The organism is Streptomyces tropicalis (assembly GCF_029269835.1).
GTDB classification, from domain to species: domain Bacteria; phylum Actinomycetota; class Actinomycetes; order Streptomycetales; family Streptomycetaceae; genus Streptomyces; species Streptomyces tropicalis.
In genome coordinates this window covers 1-24,567 of sequence record NZ_JARJBB010000007.1, presented here as the reverse complement: position 1 = coordinate 24,567, position 24,567 = coordinate 1, and the positions used below count along the sequence as shown (strand labels likewise).

The 24,567-nt window shown below is 68.9% G+C and carries 12 protein-coding genes and 1 pseudogene; 7 read left to right on the top strand and 6 right to left on the bottom strand.

The window, feature by feature from the left end:
* Nucleotides 1–81 precede the first annotated feature (81 nt).
* Genes P3H78_RS15665 through P3H78_RS15655 form a run of 3 tightly spaced genes read left to right on the top strand, consistent with a single transcriptional unit; the run spans nucleotide 82 to nucleotide 4,057 of the window.
* On the top strand, nucleotides 82–2,187 hold the full coding sequence (locus tag P3H78_RS15665) for a helix-turn-helix domain-containing protein (RefSeq protein ID WP_276109598.1): 2,106 nt from the start codon (nucleotides 82–84) through the stop codon (nucleotides 2,185–2,187).
* Complete coding sequence (locus tag P3H78_RS15660; protein WP_276109597.1) at nucleotides 2,184–3,161, top strand: hypothetical protein; 978 nt, start codon at nucleotides 2,184–2,186, stop codon at nucleotides 3,159–3,161. The genes P3H78_RS15665 and P3H78_RS15660 overlap by 4 nt, the downstream gene beginning before the upstream one ends.
* The gene (locus P3H78_RS15655; RefSeq protein ID WP_276109596.1) at nucleotides 3,161–4,057 is read left to right on the top strand and encodes a DUF6339 family protein; all 897 of its coding nucleotides are present in this window, start codon (nucleotides 3,161–3,163) and stop codon (nucleotides 4,055–4,057) included. Before P3H78_RS15660 ends, P3H78_RS15655 begins: the two co-directional genes overlap by 1 nt.
* A 32-nt stretch (nucleotides 4,058–4,089) precedes the next feature.
* Here P3H78_RS15655 and P3H78_RS15650 read toward each other — a convergent pair whose 3' ends face one another.
* Nucleotides 4,090–5,298, bottom strand: coding sequence for a DNA cytosine methyltransferase (locus tag P3H78_RS15650; protein ID WP_276109595.1), 1,209 nt, complete (start codon nucleotides 5,296–5,298; stop codon nucleotides 4,090–4,092).
* A 47-nt stretch (nucleotides 5,299–5,345) separates the two neighbouring features.
* Nucleotides 5,346–6,386, bottom strand: coding sequence for a DNA cytosine methyltransferase (locus P3H78_RS15645; protein WP_276109850.1), 1,041 nt, complete (start codon nucleotides 6,384–6,386; stop codon nucleotides 5,346–5,348).
* Between the two features lie 179 nt (nucleotides 6,387–6,565).
* Here P3H78_RS15645 and P3H78_RS15640 point away from each other — a divergent pair, with 179 nt between their 5' ends.
* Complete coding sequence (locus P3H78_RS15640) at nucleotides 6,566–6,757, top strand: AbrB/MazE/SpoVT family DNA-binding domain-containing protein (protein WP_276109594.1); 192 nt, start codon at nucleotides 6,566–6,568, stop codon at nucleotides 6,755–6,757.
* Between the two features lie 635 nt (nucleotides 6,758–7,392).
* Here the strand turns inward: P3H78_RS15640 and P3H78_RS15635 are convergent.
* The 3 genes and pseudogenes from P3H78_RS15635 to P3H78_RS15625 form a co-directional block, all read right to left on the bottom strand.
* Nucleotides 7,393–9,549, bottom strand: coding sequence for a UvrD-helicase domain-containing protein (locus P3H78_RS15635; RefSeq protein ID WP_438827980.1), 2,157 nt, complete (start codon nucleotides 9,547–9,549; stop codon nucleotides 7,393–7,395).
* Between the two features lie 376 nt (nucleotides 9,550–9,925).
* Entirely contained in the window at nucleotides 9,926–14,593 is a 4,668-nt protein-coding gene (locus tag P3H78_RS15630; protein WP_276109592.1) for a DEAD/DEAH box helicase, read from the bottom strand.
* A gap of 371 nt (nucleotides 14,594–14,964) precedes the next feature.
* Nucleotides 14,965–15,405, bottom strand: a pseudogene (locus tag P3H78_RS15625) (transposase family protein).
* Nucleotides 15,406–15,642: 237 nt separating this feature from the next.
* Here P3H78_RS15625 and P3H78_RS15620 point away from each other — a divergent pair.
* From P3H78_RS15620 to P3H78_RS15610, 3 genes are all read left to right on the top strand, one after another.
* Complete coding sequence (locus tag P3H78_RS15620) at nucleotides 15,643–16,842, top strand: exonuclease SbcCD subunit D (RefSeq protein ID WP_276109591.1); 1,200 nt, start codon at nucleotides 15,643–15,645, stop codon at nucleotides 16,840–16,842.
* Nucleotides 16,842–19,850: an AAA family ATPase gene (locus P3H78_RS15615; protein ID WP_276109590.1), complete on the top strand. Its 3,009-nt coding sequence runs from the start codon at nucleotides 16,842–16,844 to the stop codon at nucleotides 19,848–19,850. Before P3H78_RS15620 ends, P3H78_RS15615 begins: the two co-directional genes overlap by 1 nt.
* Nucleotides 19,851–19,927: 77 nt before the next feature.
* Nucleotides 19,928–22,183, top strand: coding sequence for a DEAD/DEAH box helicase (locus P3H78_RS15610; RefSeq protein WP_276109589.1), 2,256 nt, complete (start codon nucleotides 19,928–19,930; stop codon nucleotides 22,181–22,183).
* 235 nt (nucleotides 22,184–22,418) lie between these two features.
* On the opposite strand, the gene P3H78_RS15605 is transcribed toward P3H78_RS15610, so the two are convergent.
* On the bottom strand, nucleotides 22,419–23,681 hold the full coding sequence (locus tag P3H78_RS15605; protein WP_313884408.1) for a DUF2399 domain-containing protein: 1,263 nt from the start codon (nucleotides 23,679–23,681) through the stop codon (nucleotides 22,419–22,421).
* Nucleotides 23,682–24,567 lie beyond the last annotated feature (886 nt).

Below are 24,567 nucleotides of genomic sequence, written 5' to 3'. Positions count from 1 at the left end.
TGTCAAAGATGCCTGGTAGCATCCCCCGGCATGCCCGCATCGGGATGAGCCGACGAGACCGACGGAGGTCGACCCACCGCCATGACAGGGCAACAGTCAGAAGCGTTCGGGCCGTGGCTCGGACGGCAACTGCGGCGCGCGGGCATGTCGCAGGCCCAGCTCGCCGTCGAGCTGGGCAAGACACGCGCCGCGGTCTCCGCGTGGATCACCGGACGCGCCGAGCCACGCGAGGACGTCAAGGCGCACATCGCGCAGATCCTCGGCACCGATCTGGCCTCCCTGGTGACCAGGACGGCCGACGTCCCCCTCGACCTGCCCCTGGTATGGCAGCACCGGCCGGCCCACGCCGACGGCGGCCGCGAATACGGCAATGTCGCCGCCTTCGCCTTCGACGCCGACCTGTCTGTCCTCGCGCGCGAGGCCACGCAGAACTCACTCGACGAACGCTTCGAGGCACAACAGCCGGTGCGCGTGCACTACATGCTCCACGAACTTAGCGGCGACCACCTGGACGCCTTCCTCAAGTCCGTGCACTGGGACGAGCTGAGCGCGCACTACGAGCAGGCCGCCGCCGGTGGACAGAAAGTCTCCCGCGGGCTGCGCGCCGCGCTCGATGAACTGGCGGACAGCCGCTCCCTTTTGCTGTTGCGCATCGATGACTACAACGCCTTTGGCCTGACAGGCCCCGAATACGGCGATGGCCGCTACGCCGCGGTCGTGCGCCGTACCCTCGACTCGCACAAGACCGCTGGAGGTCGCGCCGGCGGCTCGTACGGGCTGGGCAAAGCCACGCTCTGGGCCACCAGCCGCTTCGGCCTCGTCCTCGTGAACTCCACGCTCGGCGAGGCACATGAGGGCCGCACTCACCGCCGCGTCGTGGGGCGTCTGGACCTGCCGTGGCACACCCTTGACGGCGAGGCCTATGCGGGACCCGCATGGTTCGGTGAGCCCGAGACCGATCCCGAACGCAAAGACGTCGCCCGATCCTGGTGGGCCGAGGAGTCCACCGTGCGCGACCTGCACTTGGAGCGCATAAGTGACGAGCCCGGCACGTCGTTCCTCGTGGTGGGCGCCCACGACGCCTCCGGGGATGCCGGGACACTGCAGGAGATGCACGACAAGTGCGTGCGCTCCCTCGCCGACGGTTTCTGGGCCGCGATGATCGGTGGGCGCGACGCCGGCTCCCTGCTGGAGGCCCGCGTTACCACGCTGCGCAACGGACAGGTGGTCATACCCGAAGAGCGCGTCGACCCTCACGCTCACCATCCGGCCCTCGCCCGCGCCCTGCAGGCCTACCTCGACGGTGAGACCGTTCCCGAGCTCACCGCCGGTGATCACGTCGCCCACGCCGAGGTTCCCCTCATCGTCACCCCTCTCAAACGCACCGGCCGCGTCCGCGACAAAGGCCGCGAACACCTGGCCGTCCTGCTGCTCACCCCGGCCGACGACGCCGACGAGCGCTTCAACCGCATCGTGTGCATGCGCGGCAACCGCATGACGATCACCGAACAGCGGCCCCGCGACCTGCCGCTGGGCACCATGCCGTTCCAGGCCGTCCTTTTGGCCGGCTACGCCACCGGCCGCACCGGCGAGGACGTCGACCTGGCGGAGGCGTTCCTGCGGGCCTCCGAACCGCCCGAGCACGACCGCTGGGACCGCACCGAGGAACTCACCACCAGCTACGAGCGCGGCGCGCTCAGCCGCATCAAAGAATTCCGCCACGGCATCGACAAGGCGGCACGCTCCCTCGCCGTCCGTCGCGAGGCCACCCGCAGCGGCGGACCGAGCGTCCTGCGTGAACTGCTCACCCTCGAGACCGACACCACCGCGGGCGCCGGCCCACGCCGCACGCAGTCCTTCCCCACGGTGCGCACCCTCAGCGCCCACCTGGAAGACACCGGGGCCTGGAACGTCACGGTCACCCTCAAACTCCCCGACGCCGACGACCCCTGGCTGCTCACCCCCGTCGCCAAATTCGACGTACGCTCCGGCGGCAGGCCGACCATCGACTGGTCGCTGCTGGTCGGCTCGGAAAGCTGCCGCGCCGAAGGCGGCCACATCATCGTCCAACCCGGCGTGCGCACCGCAGTCTTCACCGGCGTGACCGACCCCGCCACCCACCCCGTCAAGGGCGCCTTCGCACGCCTGGCCGTCGACATCCTCCAGCCCCGCAAAGGCGCCGCGTGAAATCCGTCTTCCCCTACCCGACCCTGTTCGGCGACATCGCCTTCGACATCACTGCCGTCACCGTGGACGGCACCCCGCTGCCGTACGCGCAGGTGTCGACGAGCGAACGCACTGTCGCCCTGCACCGATCAGGCCGCGAACACTGGACGCGGGCCACGCTCCACCTCAAGGCCCACCTCCCCGAGTCCGAGCTCGCTGAGGGCCCCTTCACAGCCGTCACCTGCCTGGCCGTCCTCACTGAAAAGGCCACCAACACGCGCACCACCGCCCGCCTGGCCCGCACGCCCGGCGGCGACTGGCACGGCACCATCGACCTCGGCAAAGACCACCACCTGCGCCGCGCCACGCTCACCGTGCACGCCATCGCCACTGTCGAGGGTGTAGCCGGCCGACTGGTCGGCTCCGCCGAACAGGACTGGTATGTGGACCTGCGCGAGTCCACCCCCATCCGACGCCGGGAGATCGACATCGTCGAGGTGGACTTCCGCGACGGCCCGCACGAGTGGCTGCGCCCCTTCCACGGGGCACCCTGGATCGTCGAGACCAGCGCCGACACCCCGACCGTCTACCTCAACACCACCGCCGTCGAAGGCCTGATGGAGGTCCTGACCGCCAAGGGGGGCACCACGGCCGAACGCGTGCTGCGCGACATGACCGCCAGCCACATCGCCCAGGACGCCTGGACGGCCATGTTCCACACCGCCATCAGCGACCTCGACGTCGACGAGGACGGCACCCCGGTCATGCCCACGGGCTGGCGTGAGGCTGTCGTTCGCACGATGCTCCCCGATGTCCTGCCCGGCCGCCAACCCACCGACGCCCTCTACGACATCAACGAGCGCCGCACCCAGGGATTCGGGTGGTCCCAACTGCAGAGCGCGATCCAGTACGCGGCCGGAAAACGCAGCCGCGTCACCAAGAAACTGACCAACGCGGTGCGCACCGTCGACCGCACGGACAAGGGCGTGAACTGATGCCCCGAGCCACCCCCCACCACATCCCCCAGGTGCTCGGCCTGCTCCCCGACGCGGTCGTGGCCAAATACCTCAGCCACGCCATTCAATCCGGGCAGGAGACACCGCCTCAGGTCGCCCTGCGCAAGGCCGCCACCCTGCTGCCCCCCACCGAGGCACGCCGGCACACCGCCCCCCTCCGGCAACTGCTGGAGGAGGCGATGCGACGCTTCGACGACCAGCGCACCGCTGCCGATGCCTGGCTCGCCCCCCGCCTGCACGCCACCCTGCGCCTGACCCGGGCCGAGGCCGCCGACGGCCGGCTGTGGAACTACCTCGCCCTGCTCGTCGCACCGGACTACGTCCTCTGGCGCCACCAGGGCACCGAAACCACCGCCACCTCCCGCTTCAGCGGCGCGCACTACACCCAGGCCTTCTCTCGTCTGTGGTGGGCGGCGGAACTCTTCCGCGACGGCGCCGACTACCGCCCGGTGGAAACCGCCTGCCGTGTGCAGGACGTCCTGAACACCACCCTGCGGCTGGACGTCATCGACCACCGCCCCACCGCTCTGGCGATTGTGCGGATCCTCGACCGCCTGATCGCCGACGGCATCCCACGCCCGGGCGATCATGTCAACGCGCTGTCCTCCGCCGTCAACACCGCAGGCAGCACCCTCGTCTACGACGTTCTGGCACCCGACCCCGGGGGAGAGGAGGAAGCCGTCCTGGACTGGATCGCCGAGGCCCAGGACGCCCCGGCTGTACCCTTTGAGCGGCTGCCGGACGGGCCCGACGACGGACGCGTGAGCGCACAGTCCGTGGACACCCTCGTCGCCCTGTTCGACAAACTCCTGGCCGAGGCCCCCAGGAGACAGCGGCCAACCCTGCGACCGGCGGACCCCAGCGTCATCCCGTAGCAGGCAACCGAGGCCCAGCGCCCAGCCTGTGATCAACCTGCCGTGCCCGGTGCTTGCTCCGTGCCGGAAGACGCGGGAGGCGTCCAGTTCTCCAAGCGCTTCCACACCTCCTGGCCAGGTGGCTCGAGCCCGAGCGCGGCGCTGAGGATGTGCACGCCCAGCCGCGGCGGGATGGCGTTCCCGATCTGTTGGGCGATGGCGCCGCCGCGCCACGGGTACGCCCGGGGGAACGACTGGAGTTGGCCCGCCTCCTGATGGGTGAAGCGACCGATGTCCCTGCCGTCCCGGGTCTGCAACCGGTTCCGGGAAATCTTCCCCGTGACCGTGGCCGACGGGGTCGTCGCCTCGCGCCGGCCTCGCGCTTTGGGATCCCCGCCGGTCCCGTAGTTCGACACGACCACGAAGTGGTCCTTGCGCCCCAGGGCCTTGCCCATCGATACCCATGGCTCAAGTTCCGGGGCACCTACGGAGGCGGCAACGCCCTTGCGGTAACGACGGTGGGTGGGCTCGGGAAAACGTGGACGCTCACCCACACGCGCCAGGAGCACGGCCCGGCGGCGGGTCTGCGGCACCCCGTACTCCTCTGTGTGGAGCACGAAGGCGCGCCGAGGCGGCTTGGCCGGTCGGCGCGCACCGGTGACCTCGCCCAAAAGCAGCTGGCCATCCTCCTCCGGCGTCGCCGGCTCGACCAGGGGGAACTGGTAGCCGATCCGTTCGAGAACTTCGCCCATCGCCTCCCAGACCGGAAGCACGGCGGGCACCTGCTCCAAGACGATGGCCTCGTACGGCTGCTCCCGGAAATGGGCCTCCAGCGCCCATTTCAGCGGCTGCAGAACCAGCGCGGTTCGCTCGTCGTCGAAGCCCTCGGCCTCCTTCATGACCAGGTCGAGGCCTTCGACGTCCTTTGCCCTGCCGAGGTCCTCCACCAGCGACAACACCAGGTCCAGTGCTCGGCGCCCGGCGCCCGAGCCGGCCACGGTGAAGGTCTGGCACGGTGGCCCGCCCGCCAGCACGGTCGCCTCGCGCACCTCCTCGCTGTTCGGACCGTAGTCACGGACATCGCCGTGCACGGTGAGCAGGTCGGCGGCCTTCCGCGTCTCGAAGGCGTCGTTGTCCCACTCGATGCCGATGGTCTTCTGATCGAGGATCTTGGCGGCGATGTCCAGACCTCCGGGGCCCGCGAACAAGTCCACGATACGCAAAGGTGCAGATGAGGACTGGTGAGGCTGTGCGGCGGTCATGATCTGGGAGTGTATAGCGACCCGGCCGGCGGCGGTGCCGCACCTGCTCATTGAGCCAGGAGGGCAGCTCGGATTGACAGCCCCAAGGCCTCGGCGAGCGGAGGCGGGGTCGCGTTGCCCACCTGCCGGTAGCGGGCGGTTTTGCGCCCCATGATCTTCCAGTCGTCGGGAAAGCCCTGCAGCAGGGCGACCTGCTCGACGGTGAGCGCCATCATGCCCTCGCGCCCCAATGCGGGATCCCAGTGGAAGTCCGGCCCCGGCACGGCATCCGCGATCGTGCCGCCGTCCACACCCATGCGCGCCCACGCCCGCTTGGAACCCGTCATGCCGAGATCGGGGCCACCGCGCTCCCACGACCCCCCGACGATGGTCGGGGCCAGACGGTCAGCCTGCGCGGCCCACGCGGCCGCACCGTCCCACCCGCCGGCGGCCATCGACTCACCCAACGCCATTCCCACCGTGAGCGGCGGCTCCAGCAGGCGCTCGGGGGCGCGAAAGCGGCCCAGACCATCGCCCTTGAACGCGACGAGCACCCCCTCCTCCCGATCCTGCGGAACACCGTAGTCGGCAGCGTTCAGGACGAACCACGCGTGCTCGTAGCCGAGATGCCCCAGCTCCGCCGCCACGAAGTCACGCAACGGCGCATACGCCTCCTTGGTCACCACATCCGGCACGTTCTCCAACAACACAGCCCGCGGCTGCACCCCGTACACCAGCTCGATGGCCGCCTTGAACAGGCCCAGTTCGATGGCACTACCGCGTGAGCGGTTGACCGCCGCGGTTCCCTTGACTCGGGGAAGCCCGCCAGCGAGGAGGTCGACGTCGTACACCTGCTGCTCTTCCGCGGGATCGAAGGCCATGAGATCGACGACCCGTATATCCCATTCGGGACGATTTGCGCGGAGTGTTTCGCAGGCCACCGGTCGGTCGTCCAAGAGCAGCACCGGGTCGAAACCCGCACGTTCCAGACCGAGCGCGAGTCCCCCCGCACCGGCACAGATCTCCAATGAACGCAGGCGCGGGACGAGACGGTCGGCACGATGCTGCTGTGGCGGTGCCGGCTTCTCGACATCGTCGAACCCTGCCATCGTCATGCCGCGTGCACCTCTCCAGACCAAACATAGGGATCTTGGCGGACGGTGCCGAGACTAGCCCGACACCCTCGGCGAGTGGCGCGGCCTTGTGCCACAGGTCCGACGCACCATGCAACCCCGCCCTGGCCGATCGGCGGCGGAACAGGACACAGTCAGAGTGGAAGACTGGCTCCATGCTGCGCGAACCCTCCGAAGTGGAGATCGACGAAAACGGCCGAGCCGAGATCCCCATGGGCATCCTGGTCGAGGCTGGCCTGACCCCCGGCACCCGAGTCCTTGCCTACAGTGCCGGTGACGGCCGCATCGTGCTGCGCCGCGCCGATGACGCGCTGGCGGAGTTGGCCGAAACCGGGAATCTGAGCTGAACCAAGACCTCTCCCGGGCACTCTCCTCGCGCAGCAGGCTTCGGTGCGATGACCCGCCCCCGGGTACGAGGTCCGGGCGGTTGCACGCACGTGCTCAGACGGAGGGCGCAAGAGCACGAGGGGCGGCATCCGCAGCGCACCACGTCGCCAGACCTGCGACCACTCCCACGTGCCTGTGTCACCCTCCGAGGAGGTCCGGCCGGACCTCCGCGGAGGGTGACGTCCTCCTTGCTTCCCTCCACGCCTTCCCACACGAGCACGTGGACGTGTGTTCCAAACTTGCAGCCTTCCCGGTCCCACTCGGTGATCAGGTCGGTGACGACGAGGGCGGCGGCGTGCTGGGGGCCCTCGGTCGGGTGAGCGCTCGTGATCGTCCTCCGCCACCGTTCGGGGTCGTCGCCGTAGGAGTGCCGGCCTGCCGAGCCGCGCGGCTCGTCCACGCGGTACACCTAGTTGGTCTCGGTGCTCATGGCGCCGATCCTGTCACCTGGGAGTTCCCTGTGCCGTGTCGGGTCCCCCCGGCAGAGCGCGGGTCGACCGGCTACGACAATTGCCCCGACGTGTCCGAGATGCGGGAAGGCACCTTCGTCGTCATCGGGAAGGTCGTGCTCGCCGACCACGACCCGGCTGCGCGGTCACCGTTTTGCTCCCATCCCGTCGTCGGCAACGGGAGCGAGGAACGGGCTCGGGGTTCCGTGGCAGGAGACGAGCAGGTCCTCTCGAGCGCGTGTGCAGGCCACGAACAGCAGGCTCAGTTCGGTGGCGATGTCCTCCTGGTGTTGTTGCGGGTCGACGTCGATGGGGGTGATCGCGGCACGCATCGGCACAATGCCTTCGCTGACGCCCAGCACGGCGACGCAGCGGAACTCCAGTCCCTTCATCCGGTGCATCGTCGCGATGCGTACCCCTGCTCCGGGTGCCGAGCTGCCCAGGACGTGCGTGGGGAGGCCGGCCCGCTCCAACGCGGTCGCCACGTCCCGGCCCAGCTGGATGGAGCGCACGGCCACGGCGATGTCCTCGGGGGCCACCCCCGAAGCCGTCCACTCGGCGATCCGGGCGACGGCCGCGGCGATCTCCTCGGCCTTGGAAGGGTGCGGCGCGAGGGTGGGGCGGCGACCGTGCAGAGTGGAGCGGTAGCCGGCCAGCGAGGCGTCGTCGTCGACCGAGTCGACGGGAATACCGGTGAGCAGGGACGAGGCCCAGTCCAGGATCTCGTGCGTGGTTCGGTAGTTGATTCGCAACCGGTGGGAACGCCCGGTGATCGAGATGCCCAGGGACCGCAGCGACACCTTGTTGCCGTAGATGCGCTGATGGGCATCGCCCGCGATGAACAGGTCGTCGCGACCCTCCGGGACGAGCGCACGCAGAAAGCGCCACTGGGCCGGGTGGAGGTCCTGTGCCTCGTCCACGATCACGTGACGGAATGGCGGTTCGGCCTGGTCGGTCAGGCGGCTGGTGGCTTCTGCGCAGATCTGCAGGAAGGTCCGCTCGCCCAACTGGTGTAGTTGCTGTTCGAACGCTTCGATGGCGCGCCACGCCTGCAGTCGTTGGATGGGCGGCAGGGCCGTGCCGCGTCCGTGGCGGGGGGCCTTGAGGTAGGCCTCGGGGTTGCGCAGGTCCTGGGCCAGGACGACATGGCGCCACTCCTGGTCCAAGAACACGTCGGCGAAGTTGAGGTTCAGCCGCCGGATGATGCGGGCCCAGCGGGCCTTGATCTCCTTTTGGTCGGTGACCAGCTTGACGGGGTTGCCGCCGTGCGTGCCGCGCACGACGTCGTAGGCCAGCGCGTCCACGTTGATCACGGTGATCTTCGCACGCAGCCGGTCGTCGGCAATCAACAGGCCCAGGCAGCGCTCCAGTTCCACCGCCAGCGCCCGGGTGTAGGTGGTGAGCAGGATGCAGCCGTCCGGCGCGTCGGCCGGCAGCCGCCGAGTCAGGTGCAAGGCGCGGTGCAGGGCGACCACCGTCTTCCCGGTGCCCGGGCCCCCGAGAACCTGGGCGGGACCGCGGTAGGACTCTTGGTAGGCGATCCGGTACTGGCTGGGGTGTAGGAACACGCGCCAGGCATCGAAGGGCCTCTCCAAGATCTCGCGCAGCTCCTCCGTGCCCGACACCAGGGCGATGCGGCCGCGCGCGTGGGTCATGGCCGCATCCAGGGGATCGGCCGCCTGGTCGGTCGCATCCCGGGACGCCGTCGCATACACCTGCACCACCTCGCGGTCCACGGCCTCGGGGGACATCCCGCTGGCCAGCCCGAGCAGGACGTCGTACTGCTGCTCGGGAAGGACCCGATGCAAGGCCTCCAAGTGAGCCTCGTCGGGGATGAGCCGGACAATGGGGATGATCTCGGCGTCGACGCCGAGGCTGCGCAACACCTTGTCCGGGTAGGCCGACTCCCCGAACAGCCGCGTGCCGTCCTGCCGTGTCGCCGCCCAGAGTTCGGTGGTCGCCCGCTCCAAGGCCACGTCGTCACGGATCTCGATGCCCTGACTGGCCGCGTTCACGGAGGCGCGATGGTTTGCCGCCCAATGGTTGGCCTTGTCGTGCGGCAACACCTTCAGCAGCAGGTAGCCATCCCCCTGATCGGATTTGAGGACGACGCCGCGCCAAAAGTCGGTGATCCGGATGGTGCGCAGGCGCGGATCGCGCTGGTGCGTCAGTTTCTCCAGGTGGAGCCCGGCGTGCGTGGCGGCGGCGAACTTCTCGAACACCTCGAAGACGCGTTTTTGCACGTGCTTTTCGAGTCCCGCGAATTCCATCAGGAAGTCGCGGTGTATGCCGAGCCGCGCCATGACGCCCCCCGTACCCCCACCGTCGATAGTGGCGATCACTGTACTGACCATCCGGGCGGCACGGGGAGGAGGGCCCCGGCCTGGGCAGAGGCGAGGCCCTGGCCTAGCCGCTGGGAGCTCAAGCTGCCTTGGGGGTGCGGGCCCGGCCGGCGACCGCAGTCGCTTCCGCACCCCACCGAGGCGGTGTACGCGAAGGCAGGGACGATAAGGTCTCGCCGGCGAGGCCCTCCAAGGCCAGGGGTCCGATCCACCCGACCGGCGTGAAGTGCTCGCCGGTTTTGGCGCACCTACGGTCACTGACGTCGTGCGTTGTGCCGGCTCTTCGACGACGCGGTACCGGGCATCCGTCCGTCCGCCGTGACGGTCGTGGATGCGGTCAGAGGGTTTCCCCGTGCCACAGGTGCTCCATGCGCGTGTAGGCGAGTCCCCGACCGAAGTTCTCGATATTGTCGGCCACGTTGAGGATCAGGCAGGATTCCTTGCCTCCGTTGAGCTCACCGCGCAGGCCCCGGCCGATCATCTGGATGTATGTGTTGGGGCTGAACGTGGGGCGGGCGACCACGACGGCACGGACGGCCGGGGCGTCGAATCCCTGGGTCAGCACCTTGTAGTTGGTCAAAACTCTGATCCTGTTGTCCTTGAACGCGGCGATGCGACGCCGCCTGATGCTCGGCGGCGTCCGCCCCTCGATCGATGCCGCCGTGATGCCGCGGTCCTGCAGGAGGGCCGCAAGGACCTGGGCGTGCTCCACCGAGGTGGCGAAGACCAGGACCGGCCAGTCGGAGGGCAGTTCCTCGATCCGGTCCACGATGCGCCGGGTGCGTTCGACGTCCTTGGCGAGGCGACTGACGACGTCCGCGGGCAGGGCCATCGCGTGCGTCCTTTGTATCTCGCTCACCTGCTTCGACGACAGCACGTAGGAACCGCCAGGGAGTTCCTCGTGCTCGACCTCGGCCAGAACCTTCAACGACTGCAGGTGCCGGTAGGCGTCGTCGTTGTCGAAGACGCCGAAGTCGAGGCGCTTGTGCCCGAAACGGGAGGCCAGGGTCCGCGTCTCGTCGTCGCTGTCCCCGCGGAAGGCGGTCGCCGTCAGGCCGATCAGGTGGCGCGAGGTCCGGTACTGGTCGATGCCGAGGGCGTCGAGGATCCGTGTGTAGGTCTTCGGCACGGCGAAGTGAGCCTCGTCGACGATGACGAGGGCGCACTCGCGCAGCCAGGCGTAGTCCTCCTTCGGGAGCCGGTTGACGGCGGTGTCGTCGATGGCGACGACCACCTGCGGCCCGTCGGCGACGGGAACGGCGTCCGGGATGCCGCCCCACAAGCGGGTGATGCGCAGCGGCTGATCCGTTCCCTCGGTCTGCCAGACGTAGGCCCAGGTTTCGATCGCCTGCTCCGCCAGCTCCTGGCTCTGGGAGATCCACAGGATCGGGCCGTCGAGGAGACCGTCGCGCAGCGCCCGGACGCCGGCCTCGGCGGCGATCCGCGTCTTGCCCGAGCCGGTGGGGATCTGCAGCATGGCTCGTTTTTCCTCGCCCTGGGCGAGGTGGTCGTACATGCGCTGCACCAGGGTTTCCTGGTAGGCGTGCAACTTCAGCGGCTTACGCGGACCTGGGACCGTCTCGTACGGGTTCGGGCTGCCGGGGGTCTGCGGGTCACCAGCCCAGGACTCCGGAAAGCCGTACGTGCGCACGAAACTGCGTGCAGTCGAACCGCCCGTCCACATCTGCGGCACGTTGAAACCCGCCTCGGCGAGCGCCGGTGCAAGGACGCGCAAGACGTCCTCCCCATGAGCCGCCAGGAGCAGCTCGGCCGCCCGCAGGCCGTCGACCGGGACCTTGCGCAGCTCCGCATCGGCGAGCGCCAGCCCCGGGGGCAGCTCGTCTATCAACCGGCCATCGCCGACGGCGAGCAGGAGCTTCCTGGACAGATCCGCCTCCTGGCGGACCATCAGCAACCTCTTGTCGTCACGGTCCCGCGCCTGCTGACGCAGGAGCCCCCGACATCCATCGGCCCCCAGCCGCAGCCCGAGGAGCCGGTCCACGGCCTGCAGGGTCGACTCCTCGTCACGCTCCCCGCACAACAACACCGTGAGCCCGTCGAGCGTCTCGGTCAGTGCCTGCTCGCGCCGCCCCTCCTCCGGGCCACGGACAATCCTGACCAGCTCGGAGCAGTGCGCCAGCTTCCAGGCCGCTCCCCGAGGAAGCACCTGGCGCAGCCGAGGAAAGACGTCCGTCACCGGGACCGGCTCCGTCAGCGGGACGGAGTGGATTTCCTCGATCAGCAGTTCGGAGGGGACCCGGAAACGGAACCGGTCGACGAGCAGATGCGCGTCGGCGTCCGTGGGGACCAGGAGCGCCGGCACGCGCTCACGGAGCAAAACCTCGTACTGATCCTCCTCGAACGTGACGGCGATACTCTTGCTGTGCTGCATCTCCCAGTTCTCGCCCACCCGGCAGCGGAACAGGCGCCCGTCCTCGAGAGTGCCTGCAGGCGCCGATGTGGCCAGAAAAGCGTAGGCACCTCCAACGAAGGCGGCATCCGTCCCCGAGTCCGCGCGCTCGGCCAGTTCACTCCACAAACCGGCGGGCACATCGTGGATCTTGGAGGGCAGCCCCAGCGCACGCGCGTACGCCACGGCAACCTCGGCAACGGGAAGGAGACGGCCGTCCACATCCAGCTCGGGGCTCACCGCGGCATGCGGCCGCCGCACCCCGATTGAGGTGCCCAGCATGCCCTGCTCACGGAGCATCCAGACCAGGGGTGACTCCACGCGCAGGACGTCACCCTGACCGCTGGTCCGCATGCACCGCCAGTCGGGCACGATCCCAAGGTCGGGCAGCTCCCGTGTGAAGGCGGCCCTACCGTCCGTCGACAGCTCCGCCAGCAGGTGCAGGGGGCCGGGGGGATCCTGGCCGATCAGGCTCACGGAGGACGGCCGAGGACGGGACACCCGCGGCGAAAGGGAAGCGCAGAACCGGTTATACACGACGCCGCTGTAGTCGTTGAACCAGGCGTCCGAGCGAGGGCTCATCCGAGGCAGCGGGCGATCCACCGCACCCAGAGCCTTGAGTACTTCCGTGTCGGCCGCGTGGAAGACCGGGTCGACCAGAACCGAGGCATCGCGCCACCCGTTCTCGGGCACCACAGGTCCCGCCAGGATGCAGTCGCGTACGAAGCGGAACTGACCGGTGGCGGTGCGCACCTTGAGCACGCTCTCCGGTTCGGGGTGGCGCTCCTTGACGACCGTGACCATCTCGTCGCCCTCGACCGTACGTGCCAGAGCCCAGAAGTCCTCCCAGTCGTTGTTGCGGTACCGGGCGAAGCCCGAGCTGACGGCGGCTCGCAACCGTCCGGCCGCGTTGGCCTCCTCCACGCCCAAGACCTGCAGCGCGTGCAGCACCTCGGGGTCCTGCGCGATCGCGTCGTGCAGGTACACCGTGGTCTCGTTGGGAAGGCGGACGCCACCGTGCCGGCGGAACACCCTGCCGGTGGAAGGCGAGCGGAAGTCGCCCCGCTCGGTGAGCAGGATCTTGGCCTCCCGCGCCTCGGCCGCCTGAAGCTGATTGCCCGTCTCCACGAGGGAGGCCGCCAGCTTCAGCGCACACGTCGCCCCTTCCACGCTGCGGTCCGAGACGAGTGCCTCCAGCCACTCGCGCAGCGAGGACGGAGCGACGAGGGCCTGCTCGAGGATGTCCCGTGCCCTCGATCGCCTTTCCCGACTCTCCACACTGTGGTGGCACCAGTTCTTGGGACGCCCCGGGTGACTCGCCCACTGTTCGAGCCAGGCTGGCGCGAGATTCTCCGGGTGCAGCCGCAGCTGCTTGGGGAGTCGTAGAAATCCGTCCTGATCCGGCAGGGAAGGCCGGCAGGCGGCCACCTGCAGTACCTTCTCGCTCAGCATCGCGTCGCCCCACTGGGAGGCCTCCCGGCCACGCGCCGTGAGCAGCGTGAGGTAGGACCCCGGGTCCTTCTCCTCGAACAGATTCGGAATCGAGTTGACCACGAGCTCCGCCGCTCTGGTCACCAACTCCTCGTTGAAGTCGCTCTTGGTCAGATTCTGGCGATCCTCAGGCGTCTTCCACGGAGCGTTGAGGATGCCGGTCAGGGTCGTGTCGTAGTGGGTCGGGAAGTACGCCCAGAAGGTTCCACGCTTCCCGCGCTGCGGGACACCCTTGTCGGGGACCGCCCAGGAAATGGTGACGACAGGCCGATCGTGCAGCTCTCCCGCCGTCCGCGCGGCGGTGGGGCTGGGCTCGTGGTCGACGCTGAAGACGAACCAGCGCTCGCTGCTGTGAAGCGCCTCGTTGCGCTGCTCCATGACTCGGTGCTCGACGCCCCGCGTCTCCTGCCTGATCTCCCGGCACAGCTCGTGGCCGGTACGGGTGTCCTCAAGGACGAGGCGGTCCACGTGCGGGGAGAAAAGCATGAAGTGCGCCGGGAAGTTGACGATGTCCCGACCCAGCCGCTCGTCCGCACCGTCATGCAGGGGAAGCACCACCGTCGTTGACGCCCACGCCATCAGTTCGTCGAGCCGCTCGTCACGCCGACGCTCCGCGTCCAGGTCCAGCGGCTGCGCCATCCGCAGCACCGGGGTGGGGTCCTGCACCGAAAGGCCCGGGACCGTCTTCCGGATGATGCTGGCCGACCACTCCTTGTCAAAGCCGAACGAGCCGGAGGCGCTGTAGAAGCAAGGCGTGTCCGACACACTCAGCACAGACTTGACACCGACCCCGAAGCGTCCGATCTTCCCGGTCCGTTTCCGCGACACCGCCATCCGCAGGATCGTGTCGGCACCGGCCGGGGTCATCGGCGTGCCGGTGTTGGCGCAGTAAAGGCGGTTGGCGGTCAGGAGCACGTGGATGGTCCCCACGCCCCCGGGCGAGCGGTCCATGTTCTCGTCCGCGCCGTTTTGGACCAGCTCGTAGATCTGTCGCTCGCCGTAGCCACCCTGCGTGATGCGCCGCTCGTTGTTCGCGTGTTCCAGGACGTGGCCAGGATCCGCCCGGTAGACGTTCAGGACCCGCTTCGACAGGTCCTCGACCACCTTTACGACGTCGTCCGCATCTGGCGAGGAAATGGACATGGAAAAGCATCCCCCAGGCTGTTCAGAAAATATAGCTTTCGATGTGGGTGATCATCCAGCGAAAGGCCGATACGGCGACGCGAAAGCGCAATGCGGCTCTTACTGCGCGACGACCCACCTGGCCTACAGGCGCCGGCGACGAAGTACCTGGTTGCCCATCAGATCACACCCTAACGGTGCCATTTGACCCGAGCAAGGACTCTCCACAATGGTCCAGATGCCCGACGTGTGCCGTCAGCGGGTCCAACCGACCTCATTCACATGGGTTGTCAGAAAAATTACGAATTGTCGCGATCGAGGCCGGTTGTGCTCTTGGTGGCATTAAATTCTCATTAACCCGCGCATTGCAGACTGAGCTTTTTCCATCCTCGCTCTGAGCTGGTCAGATGGAGGGTGAGGACGGCCTGGACGAGGCTGGTGATCCGGTTGGTCGAGCACCGTAGTTTGCGCAGGAGCCGCCAGGGCTTGAGGGTGGCGACGGACTGCTCGATGAGGGCGCGGATCTTCGCGTGGGACCGGTTCACTGCCCTCTGGCCTGCGGAGAGGGTCTCCTACCGTCCCCAGCACGGGATGCGGACCGTGCCGCCGGCACCCCGGTAACCCTTATCGGCCCAGCACTTGGTGCCGGCCTCGGCGAGGGCGCCGACGATGCCTTGTTCTCGGGCCGCGCGGATGTCGTGGACGGCACCGGGCAGGGCCGGTGAGGCCCACAGCAGTCGGCCGAAGGGGTCTGCGATGACCTGCACGTTCATCCCATCCCGCCTCCGCCACATGCTGCCGGCCGTGACCCCGTGCCTCGATCCCGCACCAGCGGCATCCGCCCGGCGCCGCCATGGATCCACTGCTGGTAGAACGCGATAACGACATCACATCCTCCTTCCCCCACCGCACATCCTGCCCCCTGCCACTGACACAGAGGCCTCCCACGTCACGTCACGGCTTGCGCTGCGACGCCCGTTTATCAGGAAAACCGCCCGTAACCTCTCTCTCGGTGGTTACTGTCTGTGCTCATGCGGTTTCTGCACACTTCGGACTGGCACTTGGGCCGCCGGTTCCACGGAGAAGACCTGATCCCAGCCCAGCGCGCCTTCCTCGACCGCCTAGTCGACACAGCTCGCGCCGAGGACATCGATGCCATCCTCGTGGCCGGCGACATCTACGACCGGGCCATCCCCAGTCTGGACGCTGTGCGCTTGTTCAACAGCGCCCTGCACCAGCTCGCCGACCTCGACGTGCCGATCATCATGATCAGCGGAAACCACGACTCGGCTCACCGCCTCGGCGTCGGATCCGGCCTCTTCGCCCGCGCCGGAATTCATCTACGCACCGATCCGGCCACCTGCGACGTCCCAGTCCTCCTCAACGACACCGACGGCCCCGTCGCCGTGTACGGCATCCCCTACCTTGAGCCCTCCATGGTCCGTACCCAGCTGGAGGCGGAGGCCACCTCCCACCGCGCAGTGCTGACCGCCGCCCTGGACAAGATCCACGCCGACCTCACCAACCGCCAGCCAGCCGGAACCCGCTCGGTGGTCATCGCCCATGCCTTCGTTACCCCCGGCACCGGTCAGAGCGAGGAACCCCAGGCGGAGGAGTCCGACAGCGAACGCGACATCAGCGTCGGCGGAGTCGCCCACGTAGGCGCCGACGTCTTCGACGGCATCGACTACGTCGCCCTCGGCCACCTCCACGGCCCCCAGAAAGTCACCGACCGCGTCCACTACTGCGGCTCTCCGCTGGCCTACTCCTTCTCCGAGACCACCCACAACAAGTCCGTCACCCTGGTCGACCTCACCTTCTCCGGCACGGCTCCCGCCCTGAGGCACCTGCCTTGCCCTACCCCCCACCGCCTGGAACGCATCGAAGGCCTCCTCGAGGATCTCCTCACCCACCCCGCCCACGAACACCTGAAAGACGCCTGGATCGAAGTCACACTCACCGACACAGCCCTGCCCTTCGAGGCAATGGCCCGGCTGCGCCGCCGCTTCCCCCACACGCTCAGCCTCAAGCACCAGCGTGTCTTCATCCCTGCCCAGGCCACCGACACCCCCACCTACACCGAACGCCTCCGCGGCCGCAGCGAACTCGACATCGCCAGCGACTTCCTCACCGACATGCGCGGCACCGGCCCCACCCCCGACGAACACGCCCTGCTCCAGCAGGCAGTCGACGCCGCCCGCGTGAACGAACTGCAGAAGGAAACCGTCTAATGCGCCTGCACCACCTCACCCTGCAGGCCTTCGGACCCTTCGCCGGCACCCACACCGTCGACTTCGACGCACTGTCCGCCGACGGCCTGTTCCTCCTGCACGGCGACACCGGCGCAGGCAAGAGCACCCTGTTCACCGCCATCTGCTTCGCCCTGTACGGCGAACCCCCGGTCGACCGCGACCTGACGCTGCGCAGCCACCACGCCTCGACCGACGTGCTGACCCAGGTCACCCTGGACGTCACCATTGCCGGCCACAGGCTGCTCATCGACCGCGTCCCCCAGCAGATGCGCCCCAAGAAAAACGGCACGGGCGACACCGCCCAGAAGGCCGAGACCCGGCTCAGCAGGTGGACAACCGACTCTCTCGGGCAGGGCCACTGGGAACCGGCCAGCAAGTCCCACCAGGAAGCCGGCAAGGAGATCAAAGACCTGCTCGGCATGAGCCGGACCCAGTTCTGCCAGGTGGTTCTCCTGCCCCAGAACGAATTCACCAAGTTCCTCTACTCCGACGCATCCAAGCGCCGCGACCTCCTCGGCAAGCTCTTCCACACCGACCGGTACGCCTTCATCGAACGCTGGCTGAACGACCACAGCCGCACCACCCAGAAGAACCGCGACGCCACCCGCGACGAGGTGCTGCACCTAGCGGCCCGCATCCACCAAGCCGCCGGCCCGGACCTGAAATCCCAGCACGACGCCCCCACCTCTGACGCCGCGCACACCCTGACCGGCCCCGCCCTGACCTGGGCCCAGGACCTCATCCAAGCCAGCCAGGCCGACGCGCTCACCGCCCAGGGCGACGCCGAGACGGCAAAGAAGAACCAGCTCACCCACCAGGGCCGGGAAGCCGCCGCCCGCGAACTGCACAGGCAGCAGACCACCCACGCCGCCGCCCGCGAGCAGCTGGACCTGCTGGACGAGCAGACCTCCCACCAGGAAACCCTGGACCAGCGCCGCGAACAGGCCCGGCGAGCCCAGCAGCTAGCACCACTGCTGCACGCCGCCACCACCGCCCGCGCCGACCACACCCGCGCCCAGGACAGCGAAAGCGCCGCCCGCTCCCGACTGCTTCCCGAGCACGTCGCGCTGGAGGCCACCGACCTGGCCACAGCCGGGCAGCACATGCGCGACGACATCGCCGTGCTGAACACCCTGCTCCCCGAGGAAGCCACCCTCCACCAACTCACCGCCGACCTGAAGCGCATCGACGCCGAGCGGCAGGACTTCACCGTCCAGCAGCGCACCGCCCGCGACTGGCTCGAACAGGAGACCACCCAGCGCACTGCCCTGGAAGGCCGCCGGGAAGCTGCCCGCCAAGCCGAGGAAGAAAGCCGGCGCCACCAAGGCCAGCTGGAGACCCTCAACGACCGCGTAGGAGCTGCCGAACGCCGCGACGCCCACCTCGCGCAGATCACCACCACCGAGCAGCGCCTGGCCACCGCGCAGAAAGACACCGAGCAGGCCGCCCAGACCCACATCGACATCCGCCGCCAACGCACCGAAGGCATGGCCGCCGAACTCGCCGCCAGCCTCACCGACGGCACGCCTTGCCCGGTCTGCGGCTCGTGCTCCCACCCGGCGCCCGCTCAGGCTGCCGACGGACAGCCCACGCGCGAGGACGAACAAGCCGCCGAGAAGACCCACCAGCGAGCCCAGCAGCAGCGTGACGCGATCGCGGCCCAGCTGCAGCAGCTACGCGAGAACGCCGCCAGTGCCAGCGGCGAAGCTGGCGACACTCCGCTAGCCGACCTCAAGACCGAACACGAAGCCCTCACCACGCAGCTGGCCGACGCCCTTCAGCAGGCCGCCGACCGCAGGACCGTTGAGGAAGAACTCCTCAAGCTGGACCGCGAGCACGCCACCATGACCGAGCTGGACAGCATCGCCACCGCCGGCCTGTCCGCCCGCAATGCCACCTACGACACCCAGTCCCAGCGGCAGGCCGAACTCACCGAGAAACTTCAGACCGCCCGCGGCACCGCCTCCACCCTGGCCGCGCGTATCGACGACCTCACCCGCACCGCCGACCACCTCGAGCAGGCAGCCGAAGCATCCCGCACCGCCGCCACCGCCGCCCAGGCCCTGCACACCCGCACCAGCGAGGCCACCGACGCCGCCACACTCCAAGGCTTCGACACGCTCGCTGCCGCCGACGAAGCCTTGCTCAACGAGCAGGACCTCAACAACATCGACGAAGAGATCAACCAGTGGCGCCAGGCCCGCGCCGCCCACCAAGCAGTCCTCGACGACCCTGCCCTGCAGGAAGCCACCGCCCAACCAGCCGCCGACGTCGACGCTGCGGCGTCCCAGCGCGCCGCCGCAGATGACCAGCACGCCCAAGCGGTCACCGCCGCCAGTACCGCCCAGACCCGCACCACCGAACTCACCGACCTCGCTACCACCCTGGGCGAAGCGGTCAAGCGCCTGGAGACACTCGAACAGGCCCACAACACCGCCCGCCACCTCGCCGACCTGGCCACCGGCAACGCATCCGGCACCCGAGTCCGCATGCAACTGGAGGCCTACGTCCTGGCCGCCCGCCTCGAACAAGTCGTCACCGCTGCCAACACACGCCTCTACCTGATGTCCGAAGGCCGCTACACCCTCCGCCACTCCGACCACCAAGCCGCCCACGGCGCCCGCTCCGGCCTCGGACTGGAAATCACCGACTCCTGGACCGGCCGCCCCCGCAAGACCGACACCCTCTCCGGCGGCGAATCCTTCTTCGCCTCCCTGTCCCTCGCCCTCGGCCTAGCCGACGTCGTCACCCACGAAGCCGGCGGCAACCCCCTGGACACCCTCTTCATCGACGAAGGCTTCGGCACCCTCGACGACGACACCCTCCACAACGTCCTCGACGTCCTGGACTCCCTGCGCGCCCACGACCGCACCGTCGGCGTCATCAGCCACATCCCCGAACTACGCCGCCGCATCACCCAACGACTGCACGTCAAAAAGGGCCCCACCGGCTCCACTCTCGCCCACCTGACCGAAGCAGCCGAATAACCTGCATCCAGGAGGGTGCAGCTCACGCCCCCACCCTCCTGGAACGCCCAGCCGACCCCCGGAGCGATACACCCTCCATGGCCCCCGATATCGAACTACGGCCTCACCAAAAGGAGGCCATCGCTGCCGCGACCGCCACACTCCGCGACCACGCCCGCGCGAGCGTGATCGCAGCCTGCGGCACCGGCAAGACCCTCATCGCCGCCCGCACCACCTCCCGCATCGCCCACCACGGACGAGTCTTGGTACTCCTGCCGACACTGGACCTGCTGTCGCAGACCATCCGCTCCTGGCGTAACGCCGGACGCAAAGGCACGGCCATCGCGGTGTGCTCCCAACGCCAGGCCCTCGACCACGAACCGCTCGGCGCCGACATCCCCCTCACCACCGACCCCGGCGAGCTCACCGCACTCGCCACCCCGCCCCGCCCCGGCCCCGTCACCGCCTACGCCACCTACGCCTCGCTGACCGCCGTCGTCGCCGCCCACCACGACCACCGCCTTCCTGCCTGGGACCTCGTGGTCGTCGACGAGGCCCACCGCACCGCCGGCCGTCTCGGCAAGGCCTGGGCCGCTGTCCACCACGACGACCAGGTCCCCGCCACCCGCCGCCTCTACCTGACCGCCACCCCCCGCATCTGGGACCCCGACGACGCCCAGGACGGCGACGGCGCAGAGACCGTGGCCTCGATGGACGACGAAACCCTCTTCGGCCCCGTCGCCTACCACCTCAACCTCTCCGACGCCATCGACCTCGGCCTACTCGCCGACTACCAGATCCTCGTCCCCGTCGTCACCGACCAAGACCTGCGCGACTGGCTCGCCACCGGCCCCGGAGCCGGCATCGACGGACTGCGCCTGGCGGGCCGCCAAGTCGCAGCCCTGCGCGCCATCCACGACCACCGGCTACGCCGCATCCTCACCTTCCACCACCGCGTCGCCGACGCCCGCGCCTTCGCCACCACCCTGCACGAGACCGCCGCCACGCTCCCCACCGAACTGCGGCCCGAGGGATTGTGGGCGGACTGGATAAGCGGCAGCCACACCCCCCAGGTCCGCCGCCGCCTCCTACTCGAGTTCGCCTCCCACACCGCCCCCCAAGCCCCGGCCGTCCTGTCCAACGCACGTGTCCTGGGGGAGGGCATCGACGTACCCGCCATCGACGCCGTCGTCTTCGCCGACCCCAAGAACAGCCCCGTCGACACCGTCCAGGCCGTCGGCCGCGCCCTGCGCCAGCAACCCGGCGCCGGCAAGAAAGCCACCCTCGTCGTCCCCGTCTACCTCACCCCCGACGAAGACCCCGACGACCTCCTCGGCGCCGACGCCTACACCCCACTGTGGCGCACCATCCAGGCACTGCGCGCCCACGACGACCGCCTCGACGCCCGCCTGTCAGACCCCCGCACCCACCGCCCCACCATCCCCTCCGAAGACCCCGACGCCTGGCTCCGCTTCGACCGCCCCACCCAGGCCGACGAAGTCGCCCTCGCCCTCTCACTGCGGGTCCTTGCCCCCAAGAGCGCCGAATGGCGCCGAGGCCTAGCCGCAGCCCGCACCTACCGCCACACCCACCACCACCTCGACGTCCCCCAGACTTACGAAGACCTCACCGGCTACCCCCTGGGACGCTGGCTGACCTGGCAACGCCACCTGCACACCAAAGGCACGCTCGACACCGCACGCGTACAGGCCCTCGAACGCCTCGGCATCATCTGGGACCCCCGCCAGCAGGCCTTCGACCGCGCACTCGCCCACGCCGCCGCCTACGCCGCCCGCCAGGGCCATCTGGCCGCACCCGTCGAGGAAGTCCATGACGGCTTTCCCCTCGGCCGCTGGCTGGCCACCCAGCGCGCCCGCGCCGCTGCCCTCACCGACCAGCGCGCCGCTGCCCTCACTGCCCTGGACCCGTGGTGGAACCCGTCCTGGCCGATCACCTGGCAACGCGCCTACCACGCCGCCCGCCAGAGCCTGGCAGACAACGACACGACCTCCCAAACACAGGCATGGCTCGAAGCCCAGCGCGCGCGCTTCGACCGCCTGCAGCCTGGACAAAGAAGAGTGCTTCAGGAGTTGGGACTTCTCGAACTGCCCGATGCGCCCGCGGAACCGGCGACAAAGGACCCTCTGTCGGCGCGCGAACGCGCCTTCCAGCGGGGGTTGGCGGCCGCCCGGGTGTTCCGCGAGCGGGAGGGGCATCTCGACGTCCCTCAGCGGCACATCGAGGAGGTGGAAGGGCAACAGGTGCGTCTGGGACAGTGGCTGAGCAACCTGCGACGGCGCCGTTCCGGTCTCACTCCGCAGCGCCAAGCCGCCCTGGCCGAGCTCGGCCTGTGAACACCACCGGCCGCCGGCTCCCAGACTGGCGCCGGCATGCCTCTTGGAGCGGATCACCGACATGTGCCTGTACCAGGGGACGCTCAGCGTTGGTGTCCTAGGTCTTCGAGGAGTTGCTCCGCCACAGCCCGGCGATTACGGGAGCGGCCGAAAGCGGGATCCGCATGGCGACCGGTGTGACAGCCGACACGGCAGGATTCCGGGGCCGGCGGGACGTGTCTGTCACCCCGAGGTCTCAGCCGGACAGATCGGCAAGGAGGCGGGGCAGGAGCGCCTCCTCGTGCACGGCGAGACCTTTCTCGCTCATTGCCTGCTCGAGGCGAGGGTCCCAGGGGGTGGCCACGGGTTCTCCGGCCAGCGGAGCGAGACGGTCTGTCGACAGGTAGGCGAGCGCAGTGAGGTAGTCGGCGGCGCTCATGCGCCATGGGTAGGCGCCCAGCCGAAGCACACGCTCGGCGATGGTGATTCCGGCCCAGTCGAAGTCGCCGTGGTAGAGAACGTGTGCGCCGTCCGTGAGGAGACGTTGGAGCAGCTCCCATCCGGCGCTTGAGGGATTGCCGCTCCCGCAAACCAGAACTCCGGGAAGTCCGTAGCGTGCGGCTGCCTGCAGGACCTGCGGGTTCTCGCACCAGCGCACGGTGGTCTGCGGCGCGGCCAGCGGCGCGCTGACGGCGGCGGTCCGCAACTCGTGCATGGTCAGGTGGGTGGCCAGGCCGAGGTCGCCGCGGGCACGCATCATCGAGGCCCAGGGATCGGGTCCTGGCGGTGCCAGCTTCCACACGATGACGGTGCCCGACAGCATGTCGGCACTGACCCCGACCTGTTCCCACAGAAGTCGCCGGCCTGCCGAGGACTCCGATCCGGGCAGGCCGCAAGCCGCAGCGATCCCTTTGAGCGTCAGCGTGCCGGCGAGACGCCCCTCGTCGAGCCCGTGCGCGTCGCCGGTGATATGCGCGGCGAGTTCGCCCAGTTCCCACCACCGCGCCGGTTGTCTGGCAGGGCCACCGGCCGATGGCGTGCGGGCGAGGCCCAGGACTGCCATGGTGCGCACGGCCCGGGGCCTACGTGGCCGATCCGGCGCGTCTGCAGAAGGAGGTCGTGGCCCCTCGATCAGACCCACACCCTCCTCCCGCTGGCGACGCTGGCGTTCGAAGATGCCGATCGCGTCCCCGTACAACCGGGCCGCGTCAGCGGCGCGCCCGTCGGCCTCGGCTCGCTCGGCCAGCTCCTTCAACAACGTGGCCTCGCCCACGGCGAAAGCCCCCCGGGCGGCCTCCTCTACCTCGGCCGGCTCTGTGGCAAGCGCGGCCAGTTCACTCAGATCGTTGAGCCAGATCGCGGTACGCGCAGCGATCCCTTCCCGCATCTCGTTCGCCAGCGCCTGGGCCGGTGACGGATCGAACGGATGCCACAGCCGCCACCGGGTCGGCAGCTCCGCCACCGCCTCCCAGCACGCCCTCGTCTTACCCGTGGACGACTCACCGACCAGCACCGCCATCCGGCTCGCGCCACCACCGAACGCAGCACCTCGTCGTGGGAGCGCCGCACATACAGCGGCAGCACGCCCGGCACCGTCTCCGACGCCTCGATGGGGCGGTGCACCTCCCACTCACCGAAGGCTGCTCACCCTGGTCAATAGTCCTCTCGTCACAGCGCTGTTGGCCACCCGCGCTCTCCCGCTCACCGAACTCGCCCTGATCGCGGTGTGCGCCCGTACACGCAGCCGTCGGCAGGCGGCTCTCCGCGTGCTCGCCGTACTGCTCGGCCGCTCCTCAGGCTCCCGCAGCTGAGCGTGATCAACGCACAGATCCCCCGTCCCCGGTTGCGCAGCACCCTCGTCTCAGCTCCGGGAAGGCCGGCATTGCTAGCCCACCAGGACGCCACCGAGATCGCTCCGGTCTTCTCCTTCCAACCTGCCATGCCGATCAACTAGCACGCCGTCAGGCGTGTACTCCCCGTTCAAACAAAATGAAAAGCGAGAACGCCCACTTCATCAAAGGAAACAGACACCGAGTCAGGCGCCAGCCGGACACCACTCATTCCAGCTCCCCGGCAGGGGAGCGTAGGCAACCCAGATAACTGTGCAACCACCTCGTTATGACATCACGGCGCCGACAGGCGCCGGCACCTAAGCCCAGCCACCTGCCCCTCCCCGTCAGGGGAGGCCCTCACTAAGTATCTTTTTCTGCCGCCAGGCAGAACACTCTCTCTTGGCGAGCGGGCCGCCAGGCCCGCCAACGTCCCTAGATACCAACCGGGTTGGCCCGCCCGGGCCAACCCCCGCACTGACATACACAGCCGTGCCGTCAGGCACGGCGACAGCAACCTAACGGGCCGTCAGGCCCGTAGTTGGCCGTCAGGCCAACTTAAGAGCCGACAGGCTC